This is a genomic window from Shewanella sp. SM95, from assembly GCF_025653595.1.
Classification (GTDB): Bacteria; Pseudomonadota; Gammaproteobacteria; order Enterobacterales; family Shewanellaceae; genus Shewanella; species Shewanella oncorhynchi.
This window is the reverse complement of the sequence record NZ_JAKKSE010000027.1, coordinates 18,514-36,534: the sequence shown is the minus strand read 5'-3', so window position 1 is coordinate 36,534 and position 18,021 is coordinate 18,514. Positions and strand designations below refer to the sequence as shown.

Below are 18,021 nucleotides of genomic sequence, written 5' to 3'. Positions count from 1 at the left end.
AGATGTCCAGATATACGGCGCGTTGTCTTCCATTACATACGCAAAAGAGTCACCTTCTGCTACCAGAAAGTGACTCTTCAAGAGCTATATTATTATTGGTTTCAGCTCGGGTTCTCGCATTACACTGCTCGCTTCAACAGCATGGACTTAATATGACCAATTGCTTTAGTCGGATTAAGACCTTTTGGACAAACGTCAACGCAGTTCATGATGCCATGGCAACGGAACACGCTATAGGCGTCGTCCAGCTCAGATAAACGTTCTTCTGTAGCTGTATCGCGACTGTCGATCAAGAAACGATATGCATGAAGCAGACCGCTTGGACCGATAAACTTATCAGGATTCCACCAAAATGATGGGCAAGCCGTAGAACAACAGGCACACATGATACATTCGTACAAACCATCTAAATGAGCACGCTCTTCAGGGGATTGTAAGTGTTCACGAGCGGGTTGTTTCTCATCATTGATGAGATAAGGCTTGATCTTCTCATACTGCTTATAGAACTGAGTTAAATCAACAACTAAGTCACGAACAACAGGCATACCTGGTAATGGACGTATTTCTAATTTCTTGCCTTTAAAGGTTGAAATTGGGGTAATACACGCCAGACCATTCTTACCATTCATGTTCACGCCGTCTGAACCACACACGCCTTCACGGCATGAGCGACGGAATGACAAAGTCGGATCTTGCTCTTTCAACTTGATCAGTGCATCGAGCACCATCATGTCAGAGCCTTCAGCCACTTCTAAGCTGTAATCCTGCATATACGGTTTAGTATCTACGTCAGGATTGTAGCGATAAACTGCAAATGTCAATTTCATCTTTGCAACTCCTAGTAGGTACGTTTCTTCGGTGGGAATGCTTCACGTAACTTAGGTGCCATGTTCACTGCACGACGATCCATCGTTTCAGTGATTGGGTCAAATAAGCTGTGGCATAACCAGTTCTCATCATCACGCTCTAAATAATCTTCACGTGAGTGAGCACCGCGACTTTCGGTACGGAAGTTAGCCGCATAAGCCGTGGCGATTGCCGTTGCCATCAAGTTATCTAACTCTAAACATTCAATACGTTGAGTATTGAATTCACGAGAGTTATCAGACAATTTAGCATTTGCAAGACGTTCACGAATCACTTTCAACTGCTCTAACCCTTCAGCCATAGCATCGCCACGACGGAATACAGAGAAGTTTAATTGCATACACAGTTGCAGATCCTTACGGATTTGCGCTGGGTCTTCGCCATCTTTGTTGCTTTCCCAACGATTCAGACGCGCCAGAGAGGCAGCAATATCCGCATCACTTGCGTCTTTTGGATCGTCAGTCTCATCCAAAGCTTTACCTAAATGCTGACCCGCTGCGCGGCCAAAGACCACTAAATCAAGCAGTGAGTTACCACCTAAACGGTTTGCACCATGTACAGATACACAGGCAATCTCACCCACAGCGAACAGACCAATAACATCTTGTTCAGTGCCGTCTTCATTCTTACGAATAACTTGACCACTGACCTTAGTTGGTAGACCGCCCATCATATAATGACAGGTTGGTAGTACTGGAATTGGACCATCGGCTGGATCGATATGGGCAAAAGTACGAGACAATTCACACACGCCTGGTAAACGTGCTTCTAATGTTTCTTTTCCTAAGTGATCAAGCTTCAGTAAACAGTGTGGGCCTAATGGACCGTCTAAACCACGACCTTCGCGGATTTCAGTCATCATTGAACGTGCTACCACGTCACGTGATGCCAAATCTTTCGCGTTAGGGGCATAACGCTCCATGAAACGCTCGCCGTCTTTGTTCAGTAGATAACCACCTTCACCACGACAACCTTCAGTCACAAGTACACCCGCGCCAGCGATGCCAGTTGGGTGGAATTGCCACATTTCCATGTCTTGCATTTGCACGCCAGCACGCATTGCCATACCTACGCCGTCACCGGTGTTGATATGCGCGTTAGTTGTCGAAGCGTAAATACGCCCTGCACCGCCAGTCGCAAGAATCGTTGCTTTAGCTTTGAAATAAACGATATCGCCCGTTTCAATTTCAATCGCAGTACAACCCACAACGGCGCCATCATCGTTTTTAACGAGATCTAATGCATACCATTCTGAGAAGACTTGCGTCTTATGCTTAACGTTTTGTTGATATAAACAGTGAAGCAAAGCATGACCAGTACGGTCGGCAGCTGCCGCAGTACGCGCAGCCTGCTCGCCACCAAAGTTCTTAGATTGACCACCAAATGGACGTTGGTAAATCGTACCATTTTCGAAACGAGAGAAAGGCAAACCCATTTGCTCAAGTTCAATCACGGCTTCAGGACCGGTTTTACACATGAACTCGATCGCTTCTTGGTCACCGATAAAATCGGAACCTTTCACGGTATCGTACATGTGTTGTTCCCAATGATCTTCATGGGCGTTACCTAACGCAACAGTGATACCACCCTGCGCAGATACGGTATGAGAACGGGTTGGGAATACTTTTGATAAAAGCGCACAGCTTTTACCTTCTTTGGAAATCTGCAGCGCTGCACGCATACCAGCGCCACCGGCACCGATCACTACAGCATCAAATTCGCGTACTGGAATACTCACTTAGACACCCCACACAATAACAATGCCGGCCGCTAAATAACAAAATACGGTAACGACAAAGGTGAACTGTAAAACACCACGTAACGACGTGCACTTAACGTAATCTGTCAGCACTTGCCATACACCAATCCAAGCATGTACTAATAAGGCTACCAGCGTCAGAAGTGTAAACACTTTCATTGGCAGAGCACTAAATAGGCCATGCCAGACGTCGTAGGTGAGAGGGGAACTACATGCAATAAAGCCAACCAAGAAAATGGTGTAACAGGCGAGGATCACTGCACTAGCGCGTAGTAGAATATAGTCATGAACACCACTGCGTCCAAAACTTGCTGCATTGGTTACCATACCCAGATCCCCGCTATGATTGAAAAGGCTACCGTTAAGGCAAATACAGCTTTCGCTGATGCGGCACCCGATGACAATTCTTCCCAACGACCGGTATCCATTACTAAGTGGCGCAGGCCACCAAACAAGTGATAGGCCAGTGCAGTCATAATGCCCCACAGGATAAACTTCATCACGAAGTTATCGAATAGAGACTGTACGCCAGCGAAACTTTCAGCTGATGCTAAAGATGAATTTAGCAACCAAATGAGAATGCCAACTGCGAACAGCATGATGACACCGGAAACACGGTGAAGAATTGACACAATCGCTGTTGCAGGAAAGCGAATGGTCTGCAGATCTAAATGGACAGGTCTTTGCTTTTTCACGTTCTGCTCACTCAGCTCCATTGAGCATTTTTTTTGTTATGTGAACCGCTTTTGTACAAACTTTAAACAGGAGGTTAATCACTGCAAAAGTAAACACAAAAGCAAAGTTTAAACAAACAGTTAACTATCTGAGCACGCACTCATTTAACATGTAAACAAAGGGTGCTTTATAATCGTTGTTTGCGGCCCTTATTGGGCGAGGCAAGTATACTCGCGGCAAATGTCAAATACAAACATCACAGAATGCAAATTATGTTTTTTTGACTATTTTTTACTGTAAGTGCCAGTTACAAATAGAAAAGTAAAGGCTTTTATACCATGGTCTAACAAATTTAAACGCTTATTTAAATTGAAATGTGATCTAGAATGGCTGTAAAGTAATGGCGGTTTGACATGCCGCACTCACAGATAAGAACTAAGTAAGGAGAACGGGGTATGGCTGATTTAAAAGCCAAATTAGAATTACCAGGGAACGACTCGATAGAATTGCCAGTAAAGCAGGGAACCGCTGGTTTTGACGTAATCGATATCAGTAAACTTGGCAGCAAAGGTTACTTTACTTTTGATCCAGGTTTTCTTGCGACTGCCTCCTGTGAATCTGCAATTACCTATATTGATGGTGATCTAGGTATATTGTTACACCGTGGCTATCCAATCGATCAACTTGCCGTTGACTCCGATTACCTAGACCTGTGTTATTTGCTGCTTTACGGTGAACTACCGACCAAAGCGCAATATACTGAGTTTGTACATACAGTTAAAACCCACACTATGGTTCACGAGCAGCTAGCCTTCTTCTTTAGAGGTTTCCGTCGTGATGCACATCCTATGGCCATGTTATGTGGTGTGACGGGTGCATTATCTGCATTTTACCAAGACTCTCTGGATGTTAACGATCCACGTCACCGCGAAATCGCCGCTTATCGCTTAGTCTCAAAAATGCCTACGATAGCAGCCATGTGCTACAAGTATTCTTCAGGCCAGCCATTCGTGTACCCACGTAATGACTTAAGCTATGCAGGCAACTTCTTAAGCATGATGTTTGCTGTACCGTGCGAAGAATACGTCGTGAACCCTATTGTTGAACGTGCAATGGACAGGATCTTCATTTTACATGCAGATCATGAACAAAACGCATCGACTTCAACAGTACGTTTAGCCGGTTCTTCAGGTGCAAACCCATTTGCGTGTATTGCAGCGGGTATCGCATCTCTTTGGGGCCCTGCACACGGCGGCGCTAACGAAGCCTGTTTGCAAATGTTAGAAGAAATCGGTTCAGTAGACCGTATTCCTGAATTCATTGAACGCGCTAAAGATAAAAATGATCCTTTCCGTCTGATGGGCTTTGGACACCGTGTTTACAAAAACTTTGACCCACGAGCCAAAGTGATGCGTGAAACCTGTCATGAAGTGCTGAAAGAACTGAAAGTACAAGATCCACTCTTGGATGTGGCAATGGAGCTTGAGCGCATTGCACTTGAAGACGAATACTTCATTTCTAAAAAGCTGTATCCAAACGTCGACTTCTACTCTGGCATCATCATGAAAGCCATTGGTATTCCAACCAGTATGTTCACTGTGCTATTCGCACTGGCACGTACTGTAGGCTGGATTGCACACTGGAAAGAAATGTTAGATCAACCAGGCCACAAAATCAGCCGTCCACGTCAGTTATACACTGGCGAAACTGCGCGTGATTTCGTCGCACAAGACAAACGCTAAGTCCCCACGACTTATGCATTAAAAAGCGCCTGAGGGCGCTTTTTTCATATCAAACAATCGCCTTTTACACTCCCTTTGTTAGACAAAATACATTGTTGCAATTGCCTACTTGCGTAACCGCTGTTAACCGCCTTTAGTTATTCTCATCACTTTTTAAACTTTTTAGCTACATTTAGTGAAATTCGCACATTAGCCTTAACTTAAATATAGCTTAACTATATGAAATTAAGCTATATTTAATGTTGGCACGGTTTCTGCTCTCAAATGGCATCACAATAAAGACAACAGGTAACATTCTTATGGAAAAGTCAAAAATTGCTCAATTCACCCTCCCACTGCTAATGATTTCGATGCTAGCAGCCTGTGGTGAGGAAGAAGTGGTCAAAAAAGAAGAAAAATATGCCATTCCCGTCGAAACCACTACAGTGATGCAAGGAAACGTTTCTTCTTTTTACAGTACAACTGCCACCTTAGAAGCGCCACAGGAAGCCAATGTAGTGAGTCGTATATCAGGGCTCATTGAATCTCTCGCTGTTGAAGAAGGTGACCGCGTTCAAAAGGGCCAAGTGCTGGCTGTTATTGATGCCAAGAGGCAGCAATATGATTTAGACCGCTCAGAAGCCGAAGTCAAAATCATCGAGCAGGAATTGAATCGTCTGAAGAAAATGAGCAACAGAGAATTTATCAGCGCGGATTCAATGGCCAAACTTGAATATAACTTGCAAGCCGCTATCGCTAAAAAAGATCTCGCCGAACTGCAAGTAAAAGAAAGCCGCGTACTGTCCCCTATTAGCGGCGTAGTAGCTAAACGTTATGTGAAAGCTGGCAATATGGCGAAGGAATTTGGCGACTTGTTCTACATCGTCAATCAAGATGAACTCCACGGTATTGTTCATCTCCCAGAGCAACAGCTTGCGAGCTTAAAACTCGGCCAAGAAGCACAAGTGTTTAGTAATCAACATAGCAAGAATGCTATCCACGCCAAAGTGTTGCGCATAAGCCCGATTGTCGACCCACAAAGTGGCACCTTTAAGGTGACACTTGCTGTGCCGAATCAAGAGGCGCGCCTTAAAGCTGGCATGTTTACCCGGGTTGAGCTCAAATACGATACCCACGAGAACGTGATTACTGTTCCCTACAGCGCCTTGATCAACCAAGACAACAAACAAGCGCTTTATGTTATTGATGGTACCAATGCGAACCGTCGTGAAGTCGAAATTGGCTACCGTGAAGGTGATTCGGTAGAAGTGATTACAGGTATTAACCCCGGTGAGCAAGTCGTTACCCGTGGCCAGCAAAACTTGAAAGACCAATCCTTAGTCGAAGTGATCACCCCACTCGATCTTGCTTCCGCTAAGAACTGATAGGAGCCTTTCATGTCAATTATCAGCACTTCCGTTAAACGGCCAGTCACGGTATGGATGTTCATGCTGGCAGTGATTTTATTCGGTATGGTGGGATTTTCCCGCCTAGCGGTGAAGTTACTGCCAGACTTAAGCTATCCCACATTAACCATTCGCACTATGTATGACGGCGCGGCGCCAGTTGAAGTCGAACAGCTCGTCTCTAAACCAATTGAAGAAGCCGTTGGCGTGGTCAAAGGCTTACGTAAAATCAGTTCTATTTCGCGCTCAGGCATGTCGGATGTGGTGCTTGAGTTTGAATGGGGCACAACAATGGATATGGCGAGTTTAGATGTACGTGAAAAACTCGACACTATCGCTCTGCCGCTCGATGTAAAAAAGCCCTTATTACTGCGTTTTAACCCCAACCTTGACCCTATTATGCGTCTCGCGCTGTCTGTGCCCAATGCCTCTGAAGCCGATCTCAAACAAATGCGCACCTATGCAGAGGAAGAACTTAAGCGTCGTTTAGAGGCGCTATCTGGGGTCGCCGCCGTGCGTTTATCTGGCGGCCTAGAGCAAGAAGTGCATATTCAGCTCAATCAAGAAAAACTGTCGCAGCTCAATCTCAATGCCGATGATATTAAACGTCGTATTAATGAGGAAAACATCAACCTCTCTGCGGGTAAAGTGATCCAAGGTGATCGCGAATACTTAGTACGAACGCTAAACCAATTCAACTCATTAGATGAACTCGGCCAAGTGATCGTCTATCGCGACGAGCAAGCTTTAGTCCGTTTATTCGAAGTTGCTACCATCACAGATGCTTACAAAGAGCGTAGTGATATCACCCGCATCGGCAGTCAAGAATCGATTGAACTGGCCATTTATAAAGAAGGTGATGCAAATACTGTCGCTGTCGCCAAAAAACTGCGCGATGAACTCGTCAAAATCAATCAAGACCCTAAGCAAAATAAGCTCGAAGTGATTTACGATCAGTCTGAGTTTATCGAAAGTGCGGTCAGCGAAGTCACCTCTTCTGCGCTGATGGGCAGCTTGTTATCTATGCTAGTGATTTACCTGTTCTTGCGTAATATCATCCCGACACTAATTATTTCTATCTCGATTCCCTTCTCAGTGATCGCCACCTTTAACATGATGTATTTTGCCGATATCAGCTTAAACATCATGTCATTAGGTGGTATTGCCCTTGCCATAGGTCTCTTGGTCGATAACGCCATTGTGGTATTAGAGAACATTGACCGCTGCCGTAGCGAAGGCATGAGTAAATTAGAAGCCGCAGTGACGGGAACTAAAGAAGTGGCAGGCGCGATTTTTGCCTCAACACTCACCACTCTTGCGGTGTTTGTGCCGCTAGTATTTGTGGATGGGATTGCTGGCGCCCTCTTCTCAGACCAAGCGCTAACGGTCACTTTTGCGCTGTTAGCATCGCTATTAGTCGCATTAACGTCCATTCCAATGCTGGCATCACGTGAAGGCTTTAAAACCTTACCCGCGCTGATAAAAACGACACCTAAGGATAAACCCACCACTAAAATGGGCAAGCTTAAACACTATAGTGCGACTGTGTTTTCTTTTCCTATTCTATTAATTGTTAGTTACTTACCTAGTGCACTACTGAGCTTAGTGTTGATTTTAGGCCGCTTTTTCTCATGGCTTATTGGTCTAGTGATGCGCCCGTTAAGCTCAGCATTTAACTTTGTCTACCACAGTATTGAGAAGGTTTATTACAAGCTTCTGGCCTCGGCGCTGCGCCAACAGAAAGCAACGCTGTTACTCACGATTGCAATAACAGGCGCTTGTATTAGTTTGTTACCGCGACTTGGTACGGAGCTTATTCCGCCAATGAATCAGGGCGAGTTTTACGTGGAGATCTTACTGCCGCCGGGTACGGCTGTGAGCGAAACCGACAAGATATTACAGCAACTTGCACTGTCAATTAAAGACAGAGCCGAAGTTAAACATGCTTATAGTCAAGCCGGTAGTGGCGGTTTGATGACTTCGGATACTGCCCGCGGGGGTGAAAACTGGGGCCGCTTGCAAGTGGTGCTTAACGACCACAGTGCCTATAACGCAGTCACTCAAGTATTACGTGATACTGCGCGCCGTATTCCTGAACTTGAAGCGAAAATTGAGCAACCTGAGTTATTCAGCTTTAAAACGCCACTAGAGATTGAGCTCACAGGTTACGATTTAAACTTACTCAAACGCAGCGCAGATAGTCTCGTCAAAGCATTATCCGCATCGGAGCGTTTTGCCGACGTGAACACCAGTCTACGTGATGGTCAACCTGAGCTAAGTATCCGTTTCGATCATGCAAGGTTAGCGGCTCTAGGAATGGATGCGCCAACGGTTGCAAACCGTATTGCCCAACGTGTTGGTGGTACTGTTGCCAGTCAATACACAGTGCGTGACCGTAAGATTGATATTCTGGTGCGCAGTGAACTCGCGGAGCGGGATCAAATCAGCGATATCGATGCCTTAATCATCAATCCGAATAGCAGTCAACCTATTGCATTAAGCGCAGTTGCAGAAGTTTCATTGCAATTAGGCCCATCTGCGATTAACCGCATCAGCCAACAACGTGTGGCTCTCGTATCAGCTAACCTCGCCTATGGTGATTTAAGCGATGCGGTTGCACAGGCGCAGCAGATACTATCGCAACAAGTGTTACCCGCATCGGTTCAGGCCCGTTTTGGTGGTCAAAATGAGGAAATGGAGCACTCGTTCCAATCACTCAAAATTGCCCTTATCTTAGCGATTTTCTTAGTGTATTTAGTCATGGCGAGTCAGTTTGAATCACTATTACATCCCTTGCTTATTCTCTTTGCCGTACCTATGGCATTAGGTGGCAGTGTACTTGGGCTTTATATCACCCAAACTCATTTGAGTGTGGTGGTATTTATTGGCCTTATCATGTTGGCGGGGATCGTCGTGAACAACGCGATTGTGCTTGTGGATCGGATCAATCAACTGCGTAGCGAAGGTGCTCAAAAACTTGATGCCATTCGCGATGCAGCTAAATCGCGCCTACGCCCGATTATGATGACAACCCTCACCACGACCTTAGGCTTATTGCCGATGGCGCTAGGTCTAGGTGATGGCTCAGAGGTGCGCGCACCGATGGCGATTACGGTGATCTTTGGTCTGAGTTTATCAACACTACTGACCTTAGTAGTGCTCCCAGTGCTCTATGCCCTATTCGACCGTAAAGAATACGCAGTAACTGGCTCACATGTAAACGTAGAGGAGGCTCGCCCATGAACCTCACCCGTTTAGCCATTAAGCGCCCCGTAACCACCAGCATGTTCTTCTTTGCTATCTTGCTGTTTGGTCTCGCCTCGAGTCGCCTATTACCGCTGGAAATGTTCCCCGGTATCGATATCCCACAGATAGTGGTGGAAGTGCCTTACAAAGGCTCGACCCCTGCTGAAGTGGAGCGCGATATTACCAAAGTGCTGGAGGAATCCCTCGCGACTATGGGTGGGATTGATGAGCTTGAATCAGAATCCTCCCAAGAAGGCGCCGAAATCGAAATCAACATGAAGTGGGGGGAAAACGTTGCCACTAAGAGCTTAGAAGCGCGGGAAAAAATCGATGCTGTGCGGCATTTACTGCCCAAGGATGTGGAGCGGGTCTTTATCCGCCAATTCTCCACCGCCGACATGCCTGTGCTCACCATACGCATCTCAAGTGATCGTGAGCTTTCAGGTGCATTCGATCTACTCGATAAACAGCTCAAGCGTCCGCTTGAACGTGTTGAAGGTGTCTCTAAGGTCAGCCTGTACGGCGTTGAGCAAAAGCAAATTGAGGTACGCATCAATGCCGATCGCCTTGCCGCCAGTGGATTTTCAGCCACGGATTTGCAACAACGTCTCGGCAGAGAGAACTTTGTGCTGAGCGCAGGTACACTCAGGGCCAGTAATATCGTTTATCAAGTTTCACCTAAGGGTGAGTTTAGAAACCTTGAGGATATCAAAGCACTAGTACTGATCCCCGGATTGACCTTAGGCGATATCGCCGATGTGCAATTTGCCCTACCTGAACGTATCGAAGGTCGACATTTAGATAAGCACTATGCCGTGGGTTTGGATGTGTTTAAGGAATCTGGCGCTAACTTAGTCGAAGTGTCAGACCGTGTCATGAAGGTGATTGAGCTTGCGAAGCAGGACCAACAGTTCCAAGGTATTCGCCTATTTATCATGGAAGATCAAGCCTCTGGAGTAAAATCTTCACTAATGGATTTGCTGCTTTCAGGGTTAATCGGTGCACTGCTGTCCTTTGTCGTGCTGTACTTATTCCTGCGTAATTTGAAAATGACTTTAGTGGTTGTGTCATCCGTGCCTATTTCAATCGGTATGACGCTCGCCGCTATGTATCTACTCGGTTACAGCTTGAATATTCTGTCTATGATGGGACTCCTGCTCGCCGTCGGTATGTTGATTGATAACGCTGTGGTTGTCACTGAGAGCGTACTGCAGGAAAAACAAGGTAAACACCCTAAAGACAATGAAGAGTCAGTCATGACGGGGGTCGATAAAGTGTCTCTGGCGGTATTGGCAGGCACAATGACAACCGCCATTGTATTTTTACCTAATATTTTTGGCGTAAAAGTCGAGATCACCATTTTTCTAGAGCATGTTGCTATTGCGATTTGTATCTCACTCGCCGCGTCGCTATTGGTCGCAAAAACCTTAATCCCTTTGATGTTGACTAAGTTCCACTTTGACATCGCACCCGAAAAGGATGCGGGTAAATTACAACGTTTCTACAATAATACCCTAGATTGGGTATTGCTCAGACCTTGGCGTTCAGGCGTGATTGCTGTAGCGATCCTCGCATCCACCGCCCTGCCACTATCTATGGTTAAACAGGACCAAGAAGACAGCGAGAGCAATGAGCGAATCTACATTAACTATCAAGTAGAAGGTCGACATAATCTCAATGTCACTGAGGCGATGGTCAACCAAATGGAAGAGTATCTTTATAACAATAAAGAGGAATTCCATATTGATTCTGTCTACAGCTATTATGCCTCTGACGATGGCTCATCAGTGATCCTCCTAAAGAAAGATTTGCCTATGTCAGTGGATGAGTTAAAAAAGAAAATCCGCAGTGGCTTCCCTAAGTATTCCATCGCCAAACCGCAATTTGGCTGGGGCAATGACAACTCTGGCGTGCGAGTCACACTGACAGGACGTTCAACCTCTGAGCTGATTAACTTGAGCGAGCAAGTTATTCCTTTGTTGCAAAATATCAAAGGATTGCAAGATGTTCGCTCCGAGCTTAATGGCGCTCAGCAAGAAGTGATTATCCGCATTGATAGACAAATGGCGGCGCGGTTAGATTTAAAACTCAATGAAATTGCCTCAAGTATCTCCATGGCACTGCGCGGTTCACCGCTGCGATCCTTCCGCCACGATCCTAATGGCGAGCTGCGCATCGAAATGGCCTATGAGAAAGAGTGGCAAAAGTCACTTGAGAAACTCAAGCAGTTACCCATAGTACGCCTCGACCAAAGAGTGTACACCTTAGATAATCTGGCGAAGATTGAGATCCAACCCCGCTTCGATACTATCAAACACTTCAATCGCCAAACCTCGCTGTCGATTGGGGCTAACTTAGAAAACCTCACCACAGAAGAGGCGCAAACTAAGATCAAGCAAGTGATGGAAAATATCCGTTTCCCCGATGGTTACGACTATTCACTCCGTGGTGGCTTCGAGCGCCAAGATGAAGATCAGAACGTGATGGTGACTAATATGCTCTTGGCTGTCGCGATGATTTATATTGTTATGGCGGCGTTGTTTGAATCTCTACTATTACCAACGGCGATTATTACCTCGATCCTATTTTCCATCACAGGTGTATTCTGGGCGCTGTTTATCACAGGCACCCCTATTTCTGTGATGGCAATGATAGGTATCTTGATTTTAATGGGGATTGTGGTAAACAACGGTATCGTTCTGGTGGATCAAATCAATCAGATGACACCGGATCTCGACAAATTGTCTGACACCATTCGGGAGGTGTGTATCACCCGTTTGCGGCCAGTGTTAATGACAGTAGGTACAACAGTACTGGGATTAGTCCCACTGGCGATGGGTGATACCCAAATCGGTGGCGGCGGCCCGCCATATTACCCCATGGCAATCGCCATTATCGGTGGCTTATCGTTCTCGACAGTGACTAGCTTGTACTTAGTCCCCCTGTGCTATCAAGCTTTTTATCGGATGCGTCACCGCGCAGCGATTCGCTTAGGCCAAGCCGATCACTTTGCCAAAAAACTGTTACCTTGGACGGTTTAGTTGTCTTGGATAGCTGATGTTCTTGAACAGTTCAGCAATCTTTGACAACTTAGTATGCCATTGAATTTGTAATAAAAGGCTGCTGTGCGGCCTTTTTTATTTTACGAATTACGCTCTATACTTTTACTGCGGTAAAACCCTAAACTGGATCATAAACAATTGCTCAAGACCGGGATAAATTTCTGCAATCACATTACGTAGCTGCGGCAACGTCATATTCTCTTGCTTAGCATGAATGTCTGAGAGCCCAGTTAAGGTCACTGGCACGACATCAATAATATGGATATCACAAAACCAGCGGTCAGTTTCGAAGGTTGAAACGGGAAGCGTTTGACCTGCAATCACATGGGATTCCGTTTCATCACGCAATGTAATGGTTTTAGTGCCACTTAATATATCGTGCTCAAAGCGCTCAAAAAAAGTGATTTTAGTTAATAACACACATCTTCCTCGGCTCAGGATATGAGCAATAAAAGAACAGTAGAGTCAATTTTTCAAACTCATAATGCTAGGCAATATAATGGCTTTTGATCCACACTGACAGCCTATACCGCAGAATTTGCAGCATTTGTCGTGTGAAATACTAACAGTACCGTTTGAGTCAAATTGTTATGCTAACGCCATATAGCAAAACTAGTTCCCAAAGAGTAGCCGTTGTTTTCGACAAAATTCAGCAAAACATGGTCAGTTCGCTCAGATTGAGTTAGAATCCCGCCTCAATTGAGCCCTTGGCCTCATATTCCTGCGCGTAGCGGGTGCGAAACGAAATTAGAGACGTCATGAACAAGAAACAAAAGATCATCAAGAAAATAGCTAAACGCGCTAAGGCCAGACTGAATAAAGTCGACCCAGTGACTATCGGCTCACCTGCAAAATCAGGTTACATCTCTAAGGCTGATCGCGCAAAAATGGCGGCATCAGAAGCCGCGACTGAACAAGTCGAAGGCCAACAAGACACGCCAAGTATTGAAGAATAAGCAGTAACGAAGAATAAGAAGTTCAGCAGAATAGTCTTTTAGCCGGCGTATTTTGGCATTGTTAGCTTAATTAAATGAAGTGCAAACGCCGTTTCAAACAAAATGCCACAAGCAATCTTGTGGCATTTTGTTTTTCAGCATTCCTATCATTAGCAGCTTTCTGACTGCTCCTCATTATTAAGAGCTCATTTTTATCTGCGTTCTTGCCCACAGCTTCTACATGGCGCAGCTAAGCCACATAACGTCAATTAGGCTTTTTCCCCTCGTCTAAATAGGGCAATACGGGCTCATTCTCTTGCTCCTCCGTTAATTGCGCCATCTGCACGCAAGAGGATGAAAGCGGATTGGTCGCACTCGGTAAGTTCTGTGCAACACAATTAGCGATTTCCTCTTCCTCACTCAGTACGACATTGCGGGGGATAGCATTCGCAGCATCAAGATTAGGCGCGGCTGAAAACTGTGCCTGCGCCGCCACTTTATCCACTAAACGATAGGCAACCCACACACCTAATGTACCAAACAAAATAGACCCTAAAATTTGCCCAATCAATACACCGTAAACACCGCCCCAAAGTGCACCAAAATACACAAAAGGCACAGTGCCTAAAGTGGCTTTACCTACGTTAAATAGCGTGGAATATTTGGCCTTGCCAAGATTATTAAAGGACGCATTCGCCACGAATAAAATCCCCGAAAAGATAAAGAATACCGCAATATAACTGCAGAAAAAGTGAATAAGATCAGCGCTATTGCCCTTCATATCAAACACACTGACCAAATGTGACTTAAGCATAAACAGCAACAAAGACATTACCAGCACATACACAGTACAAAACTGAATCGCCCGCGTTAAACTCTCACGTACTCGGTCAAACTGACCTGCGCCAAAGTTTTGCCCAACAATAGGTCCAATCGCGCCAGAGAGTGCAAAGATCATCCCAAAGGCCACAGGGATTAAACGCCCTAATACTGCCCAACCTGCCACATAAGCGTCACCGAAATCGGCGATCGCTCGGGTCACAAAGGCATTTCCGATGGGAGTTGCCACATTGGTTAACATCGCAGGGCCTGCAATGGCAAAGATGGGCTTAAGATCGGCGACAAAATGTGCCTTATCAAAATGGCCTAACAACTTATGCTTAACCACCACACCGCGAGCGGCAATCACAAATACCGCCACCCGCGCTAAAACGGATGCCAATGCAGCACCTTCAATCCCCATGGCGAACATGAAGATAAAAATCGGATCGAGTACAGCATTAACGCCGCCCCCCGCTAAGGTCGACATCATAGATAACTTTGCATCACCCACGGCGCGCAAAGCCCCGCCGAGCGCCATTGCAAGACAGATAAAAGGCAAGGAAGGCACGAGAATATACAAATAGCTCGCAGCAAGTTCTGCCGTATGACCACTCGCGCCGACTAAGGCAACTAGCTCAGGAATAAAGGTGGTGACCACAGCCGCCACCAGCACACTGATCAGTGTCGTCACAACCGCGCTATTGAGTAATAAACGCTTTGCCAACACCACCTCTTTTGCGCCAATCGAGCGAGACACTAAAGCCCCTAATGCAATCGATAAACCAATTCCAATCGATGTGGTAAAAAACGAAATACTCCCCGCATAGCCCACAGCCGCCGCAAGTTCATGCTCTCCCAATAGGCTCAGGAAAAAGATATCCAGTAAATCCACGACAAATAAGGCAGAAATCCCTACCGCGGCGGTCGAACTCATCACTAAGATATGGCGTAATATGGGGCCTTCAACAAACTTGGCTTGCGTCATACGTGTCTTTTACCTACAAAAATAAAAAGTGTTCGCCGAAGTCATCATGAAACGCCTTTATCAACGGGCACATCTAGGCTATCTAGCTCACATCCACAACGACTACAATACATGGCATCAATATCATGACCTGTCTTATGGCATTGATTGCACGAGCGTAAATCTCGATGACGCCCTACTTCTTGGGATATCTCGGCAGTTAAAATCCCCGTTGGGATTGCGATAATCGAGTAACCAATCAGCATAGTAAAAGCCGCAATCGCCTGACCTAATCCGGTTTTAGGGGTAATGTCGCCGTAACCGACTGTAGTAATAGTCACAATTGTCCAGTACACAGATTTAGGGATTGAACTGAAACCATTATCAGGCCCTTCAACCACATACATTACTGAACTCAGTACCATAACGATCAAACTGACCGAGAAGAAAAACAAAAAAACCTTACGACTCGACTGCATCATCGCCCTAAGTAGAACATTTCCTTCACTCAAATAACGCAGTAATTTGAGTACGCGGAAAATCCTAAACAGCCTAAGTATCCGGATAACTAAGGTAAAGTTAGCACCAGGGATCAGCAACGCCAGATAACTTGGCAATACCGATAACAAATCCACTAAACCATAAAAGCTGCGAGCATATAACACAGGATGAGTCGCGCAGTACAAACGTAGGCCATATTCAATCGTAAAAATAATGGTAAATACCCATTCCAACACAGAAATAAGCTGGCCGTATTCGCGATGGAATATCTCTACTGTGTCGAGGAACACTAAGCCGACACTCAACACAATACACACCATGAGGGCGATATCAAAATAGCGGCCAGCGGGAGTATCAGTGCCAAAAATAATGGTACGTAATTGACGTTTTAACGGACTTTCGGATTCGATATTCTCAGACATAAAAGCTTTTACTTCCTTGCAACAAACTGACTAACACAGGGATTACAGCATAAATATGCCACGAGTCTGCCATGCAATTGCACCTAGCTCAAAATTATCTACTCACAGTAGGATAAAATTGCGGTATGATGCCGAAAAAAGCCAACAACCTGTGTTTATTTTCGAGGACTCCATGCGCGCCACCCTACTTTCCACATTGACATCTCTCACTGTGACTATCGCGGCTCTCGTTTCACCCGAATTACATGCCTCTGGCATGGGTAAAGTGGATCTGGTGGTGATCACTAAATCCGAATCCAGTATGGCTTTATTACGCGATGGCAAAGTGCTCAAACAATATCGCATCGCCATGGGTGACCTACCCGCTGGACACAAATTAAAGGAAGGCGATCAACGCACACCACAGGGGCGTTATACCCTAGATTATAAAAAGCCTGATAGTGCTTATTATAAATCGATCCATATTTCCTATCCTAATGAAGAGGATAAACTCAGAGCCAAAGCCTTAGGCATTAGACCCGGAGGCATGATCATGATCCACGGCCAAAACCCTAAGTCTTCATTGCCGCCAGAACAAGCCCAGCAATACAACTGGACTGACGGCTGTATCGCGATTACCAACGCCGAAATGGATGAAGTGTGGAAAGTGGTCGATGAAGGAACACCAATTGAGATTTGGCCGTAATCTTAGCCAATATCCAGATGGCAAAATGCCAAATAGATAATTGAACGATATCAAACACGCCCAGCTTAATGGGCGTTTTTATTTAACCTTTTAAAGCATGATGTTAGTTGTAATAGTCTCGGTCATTTACTTAAGGGATAAAACTAACGCCAATAGAAATGCCTTGGAGTATTTATGCCTAAATTCAACGAGCCTGTTGCGCCGCACAGTGCAAACCTCAGCTATGAGCAATTAATCCAAGGCTGGCCCGCCTTCGAAGCACAGATTTTAGCCTTGCTTGAAACCTTAGACTTAGCAGATAAAGCACTGGTTTGCGACCATGTCGCGCTGCGCGTCAATTCCATCGCCAGTGCCGATGCCCTGCGCGACGCCTTTAGCCGCATAGGTAAAATCATTTCAGACAACATCATCAATGGCCGTACGATTCTGATCATCGAGCTAGACACGCCACTCACACTCGGTCAATTTAGCATTGCCTGCGTCGAGCTTCCCTATCCTAGTGATAAAGTTTATCCACAGGAAGGCTGGGAGCACATAGAATTAGTTATTGATTCTAAAGCTAAAGATTGCGATACCTTGAGCCAAGATTTACTGGTCTTATGTCCAACACTCCGCCCTTTACTCAACCTAGGACTGAGTCCATTGCCGCAATCTGAGCAGACAGCTGAATCAGAGCAGTCAAGATTACCAGACTTGCCATCCCTTGCTGAGATTAAGGTCAAGATGAGCTCGCCAAAAGGCGATAAAGAACGTTTAGCCAATCCAACTATCGCCTTTAAACGCGGCAATGTGTGCATTAAAGTGCATCCCCATGGCATAAAAGCGGTCATCGCGAGCGAACAAGTATCTGAATGTTAAGTCAGACTTAAACTCAAGCAGATAAAACTGAGCTTAGATTTTCATCGGCACTTGCCTTAGCTAAAACCTACGACAGTACCTGAGTTAACATCTGAGTT

14 protein-coding genes are annotated in these 18,021 nt (G+C 45.6%); 7 read left to right on the top strand and 7 right to left on the bottom strand.

What is annotated here, in order from left to right; genetic code table 11:
* Positions 1–119: 119 nt before the first annotated feature.
* From L5M29_RS20720 to sdhC, 4 genes are read right to left on the bottom strand one after another with little or no spacing between them, the layout of a single operon-like run.
* Positions 120–827 (bottom strand): succinate dehydrogenase iron-sulfur subunit, encoded by a 708-nt coding sequence (locus L5M29_RS20720; RefSeq protein ID WP_028759701.1) that lies wholly within the window; start codon positions 825–827, stop codon positions 120–122.
* An 11-nt stretch (positions 828–838) separates the two neighbouring features.
* On the bottom strand, positions 839–2,605 hold the full coding sequence (sdhA, locus tag L5M29_RS20715) for a succinate dehydrogenase flavoprotein subunit (RefSeq protein ID WP_105252695.1): 1,767 nt from the start codon (positions 2,603–2,605) through the stop codon (positions 839–841).
* Positions 2,606–2,953 carry a succinate dehydrogenase, hydrophobic membrane anchor protein gene (gene sdhD / locus L5M29_RS20710; protein WP_028759700.1) on the bottom strand — a complete coding sequence of 116 codons (348 nt, stop codon included), beginning with the start codon at positions 2,951–2,953 and terminating at the stop codon, positions 2,606–2,608.
* A complete protein-coding gene (gene sdhC, locus L5M29_RS20705) occupies positions 2,947–3,342 on the bottom strand; it encodes a succinate dehydrogenase, cytochrome b556 subunit (protein ID WP_012089416.1) in 396 nt (131 codons plus the stop codon). The genes sdhD and sdhC overlap by 7 nt, the downstream gene beginning before the upstream one ends.
* A gap of 414 nt (positions 3,343–3,756) precedes the next feature.
* On the opposite strand from sdhC, the gene L5M29_RS20700 reads away from it, so the two are divergent.
* From L5M29_RS20700 to L5M29_RS20685, 4 genes are all read left to right on the top strand, one after another.
* Positions 3,757–5,043, top strand: coding sequence for a citrate synthase (locus tag L5M29_RS20700; protein ID WP_105252697.1), 1,287 nt, complete (start codon positions 3,757–3,759; stop codon positions 5,041–5,043).
* Positions 5,044–5,342: 299 nt separating this feature from the next.
* Entirely contained in the window at positions 5,343–6,407 is a 1,065-nt protein-coding gene (locus L5M29_RS20695) for an efflux RND transporter periplasmic adaptor subunit (RefSeq protein ID WP_105252698.1), read from the top strand.
* A gap of 12 nt (positions 6,408–6,419) precedes the next feature.
* Entirely contained in the window at positions 6,420–9,671 is a 3,252-nt protein-coding gene (locus L5M29_RS20690) for an efflux RND transporter permease subunit (protein ID WP_263169825.1), read from the top strand.
* The gene (locus L5M29_RS20685; protein WP_263169824.1) at positions 9,668–12,715 is read left to right on the top strand and encodes an efflux RND transporter permease subunit; all 3,048 of its coding nucleotides are present in this window, start codon (positions 9,668–9,670) and stop codon (positions 12,713–12,715) included. Before L5M29_RS20690 ends, L5M29_RS20685 begins: the two co-directional genes overlap by 4 nt.
* A 123-nt stretch (positions 12,716–12,838) precedes the next feature.
* Here the strand turns inward: L5M29_RS20685 and yqfB are convergent, their stop codons facing one another.
* A complete protein-coding gene (gene yqfB / locus L5M29_RS20680; protein WP_263169822.1) occupies positions 12,839–13,156 on the bottom strand; it encodes a N(4)-acetylcytidine aminohydrolase in 318 nt (105 codons plus the stop codon).
* 338 nt (positions 13,157–13,494) lie between these two features.
* Here yqfB and L5M29_RS20675 point away from each other — a divergent pair, with 338 nt between their 5' ends.
* Positions 13,495–13,692 (top strand): DUF2986 domain-containing protein, encoded by a 198-nt coding sequence (locus L5M29_RS20675; RefSeq protein WP_028759693.1) that lies wholly within the window; start codon positions 13,495–13,497, stop codon positions 13,690–13,692.
* A gap of 244 nt (positions 13,693–13,936) precedes the next feature.
* On the opposite strand, the gene L5M29_RS20670 is transcribed toward L5M29_RS20675, so the two are convergent.
* Both L5M29_RS20670 and L5M29_RS20665 read right to left on the bottom strand, forming a co-directional pair.
* Complete coding sequence (locus L5M29_RS20670; RefSeq protein WP_263169820.1) at positions 13,937–15,478, bottom strand: MATE family efflux transporter; 1,542 nt, start codon at positions 15,476–15,478, stop codon at positions 13,937–13,939.
* Between the two features lie 44 nt (positions 15,479–15,522).
* On the bottom strand, positions 15,523–16,380 hold the full coding sequence (locus tag L5M29_RS20665) for an ion transporter (protein WP_028759691.1): 858 nt from the start codon (positions 16,378–16,380) through the stop codon (positions 15,523–15,525).
* Between the two features lie 172 nt (positions 16,381–16,552).
* Between L5M29_RS20665 and L5M29_RS20660 the strand changes: the two genes are divergently transcribed.
* On the top strand, positions 16,553–17,065 hold the full coding sequence (locus L5M29_RS20660; protein WP_028759690.1) for a murein L,D-transpeptidase family protein: 513 nt from the start codon (positions 16,553–16,555) through the stop codon (positions 17,063–17,065).
* Positions 17,066–17,239: 174 nt separating this feature from the next.
* The gene (locus L5M29_RS20655) at positions 17,240–17,923 is read left to right on the top strand and encodes a VOC family protein (RefSeq protein WP_263169818.1); all 684 of its coding nucleotides are present in this window, start codon (positions 17,240–17,242) and stop codon (positions 17,921–17,923) included.
* The last annotated feature ends 98 nt before the right edge of the window (positions 17,924–18,021 follow it).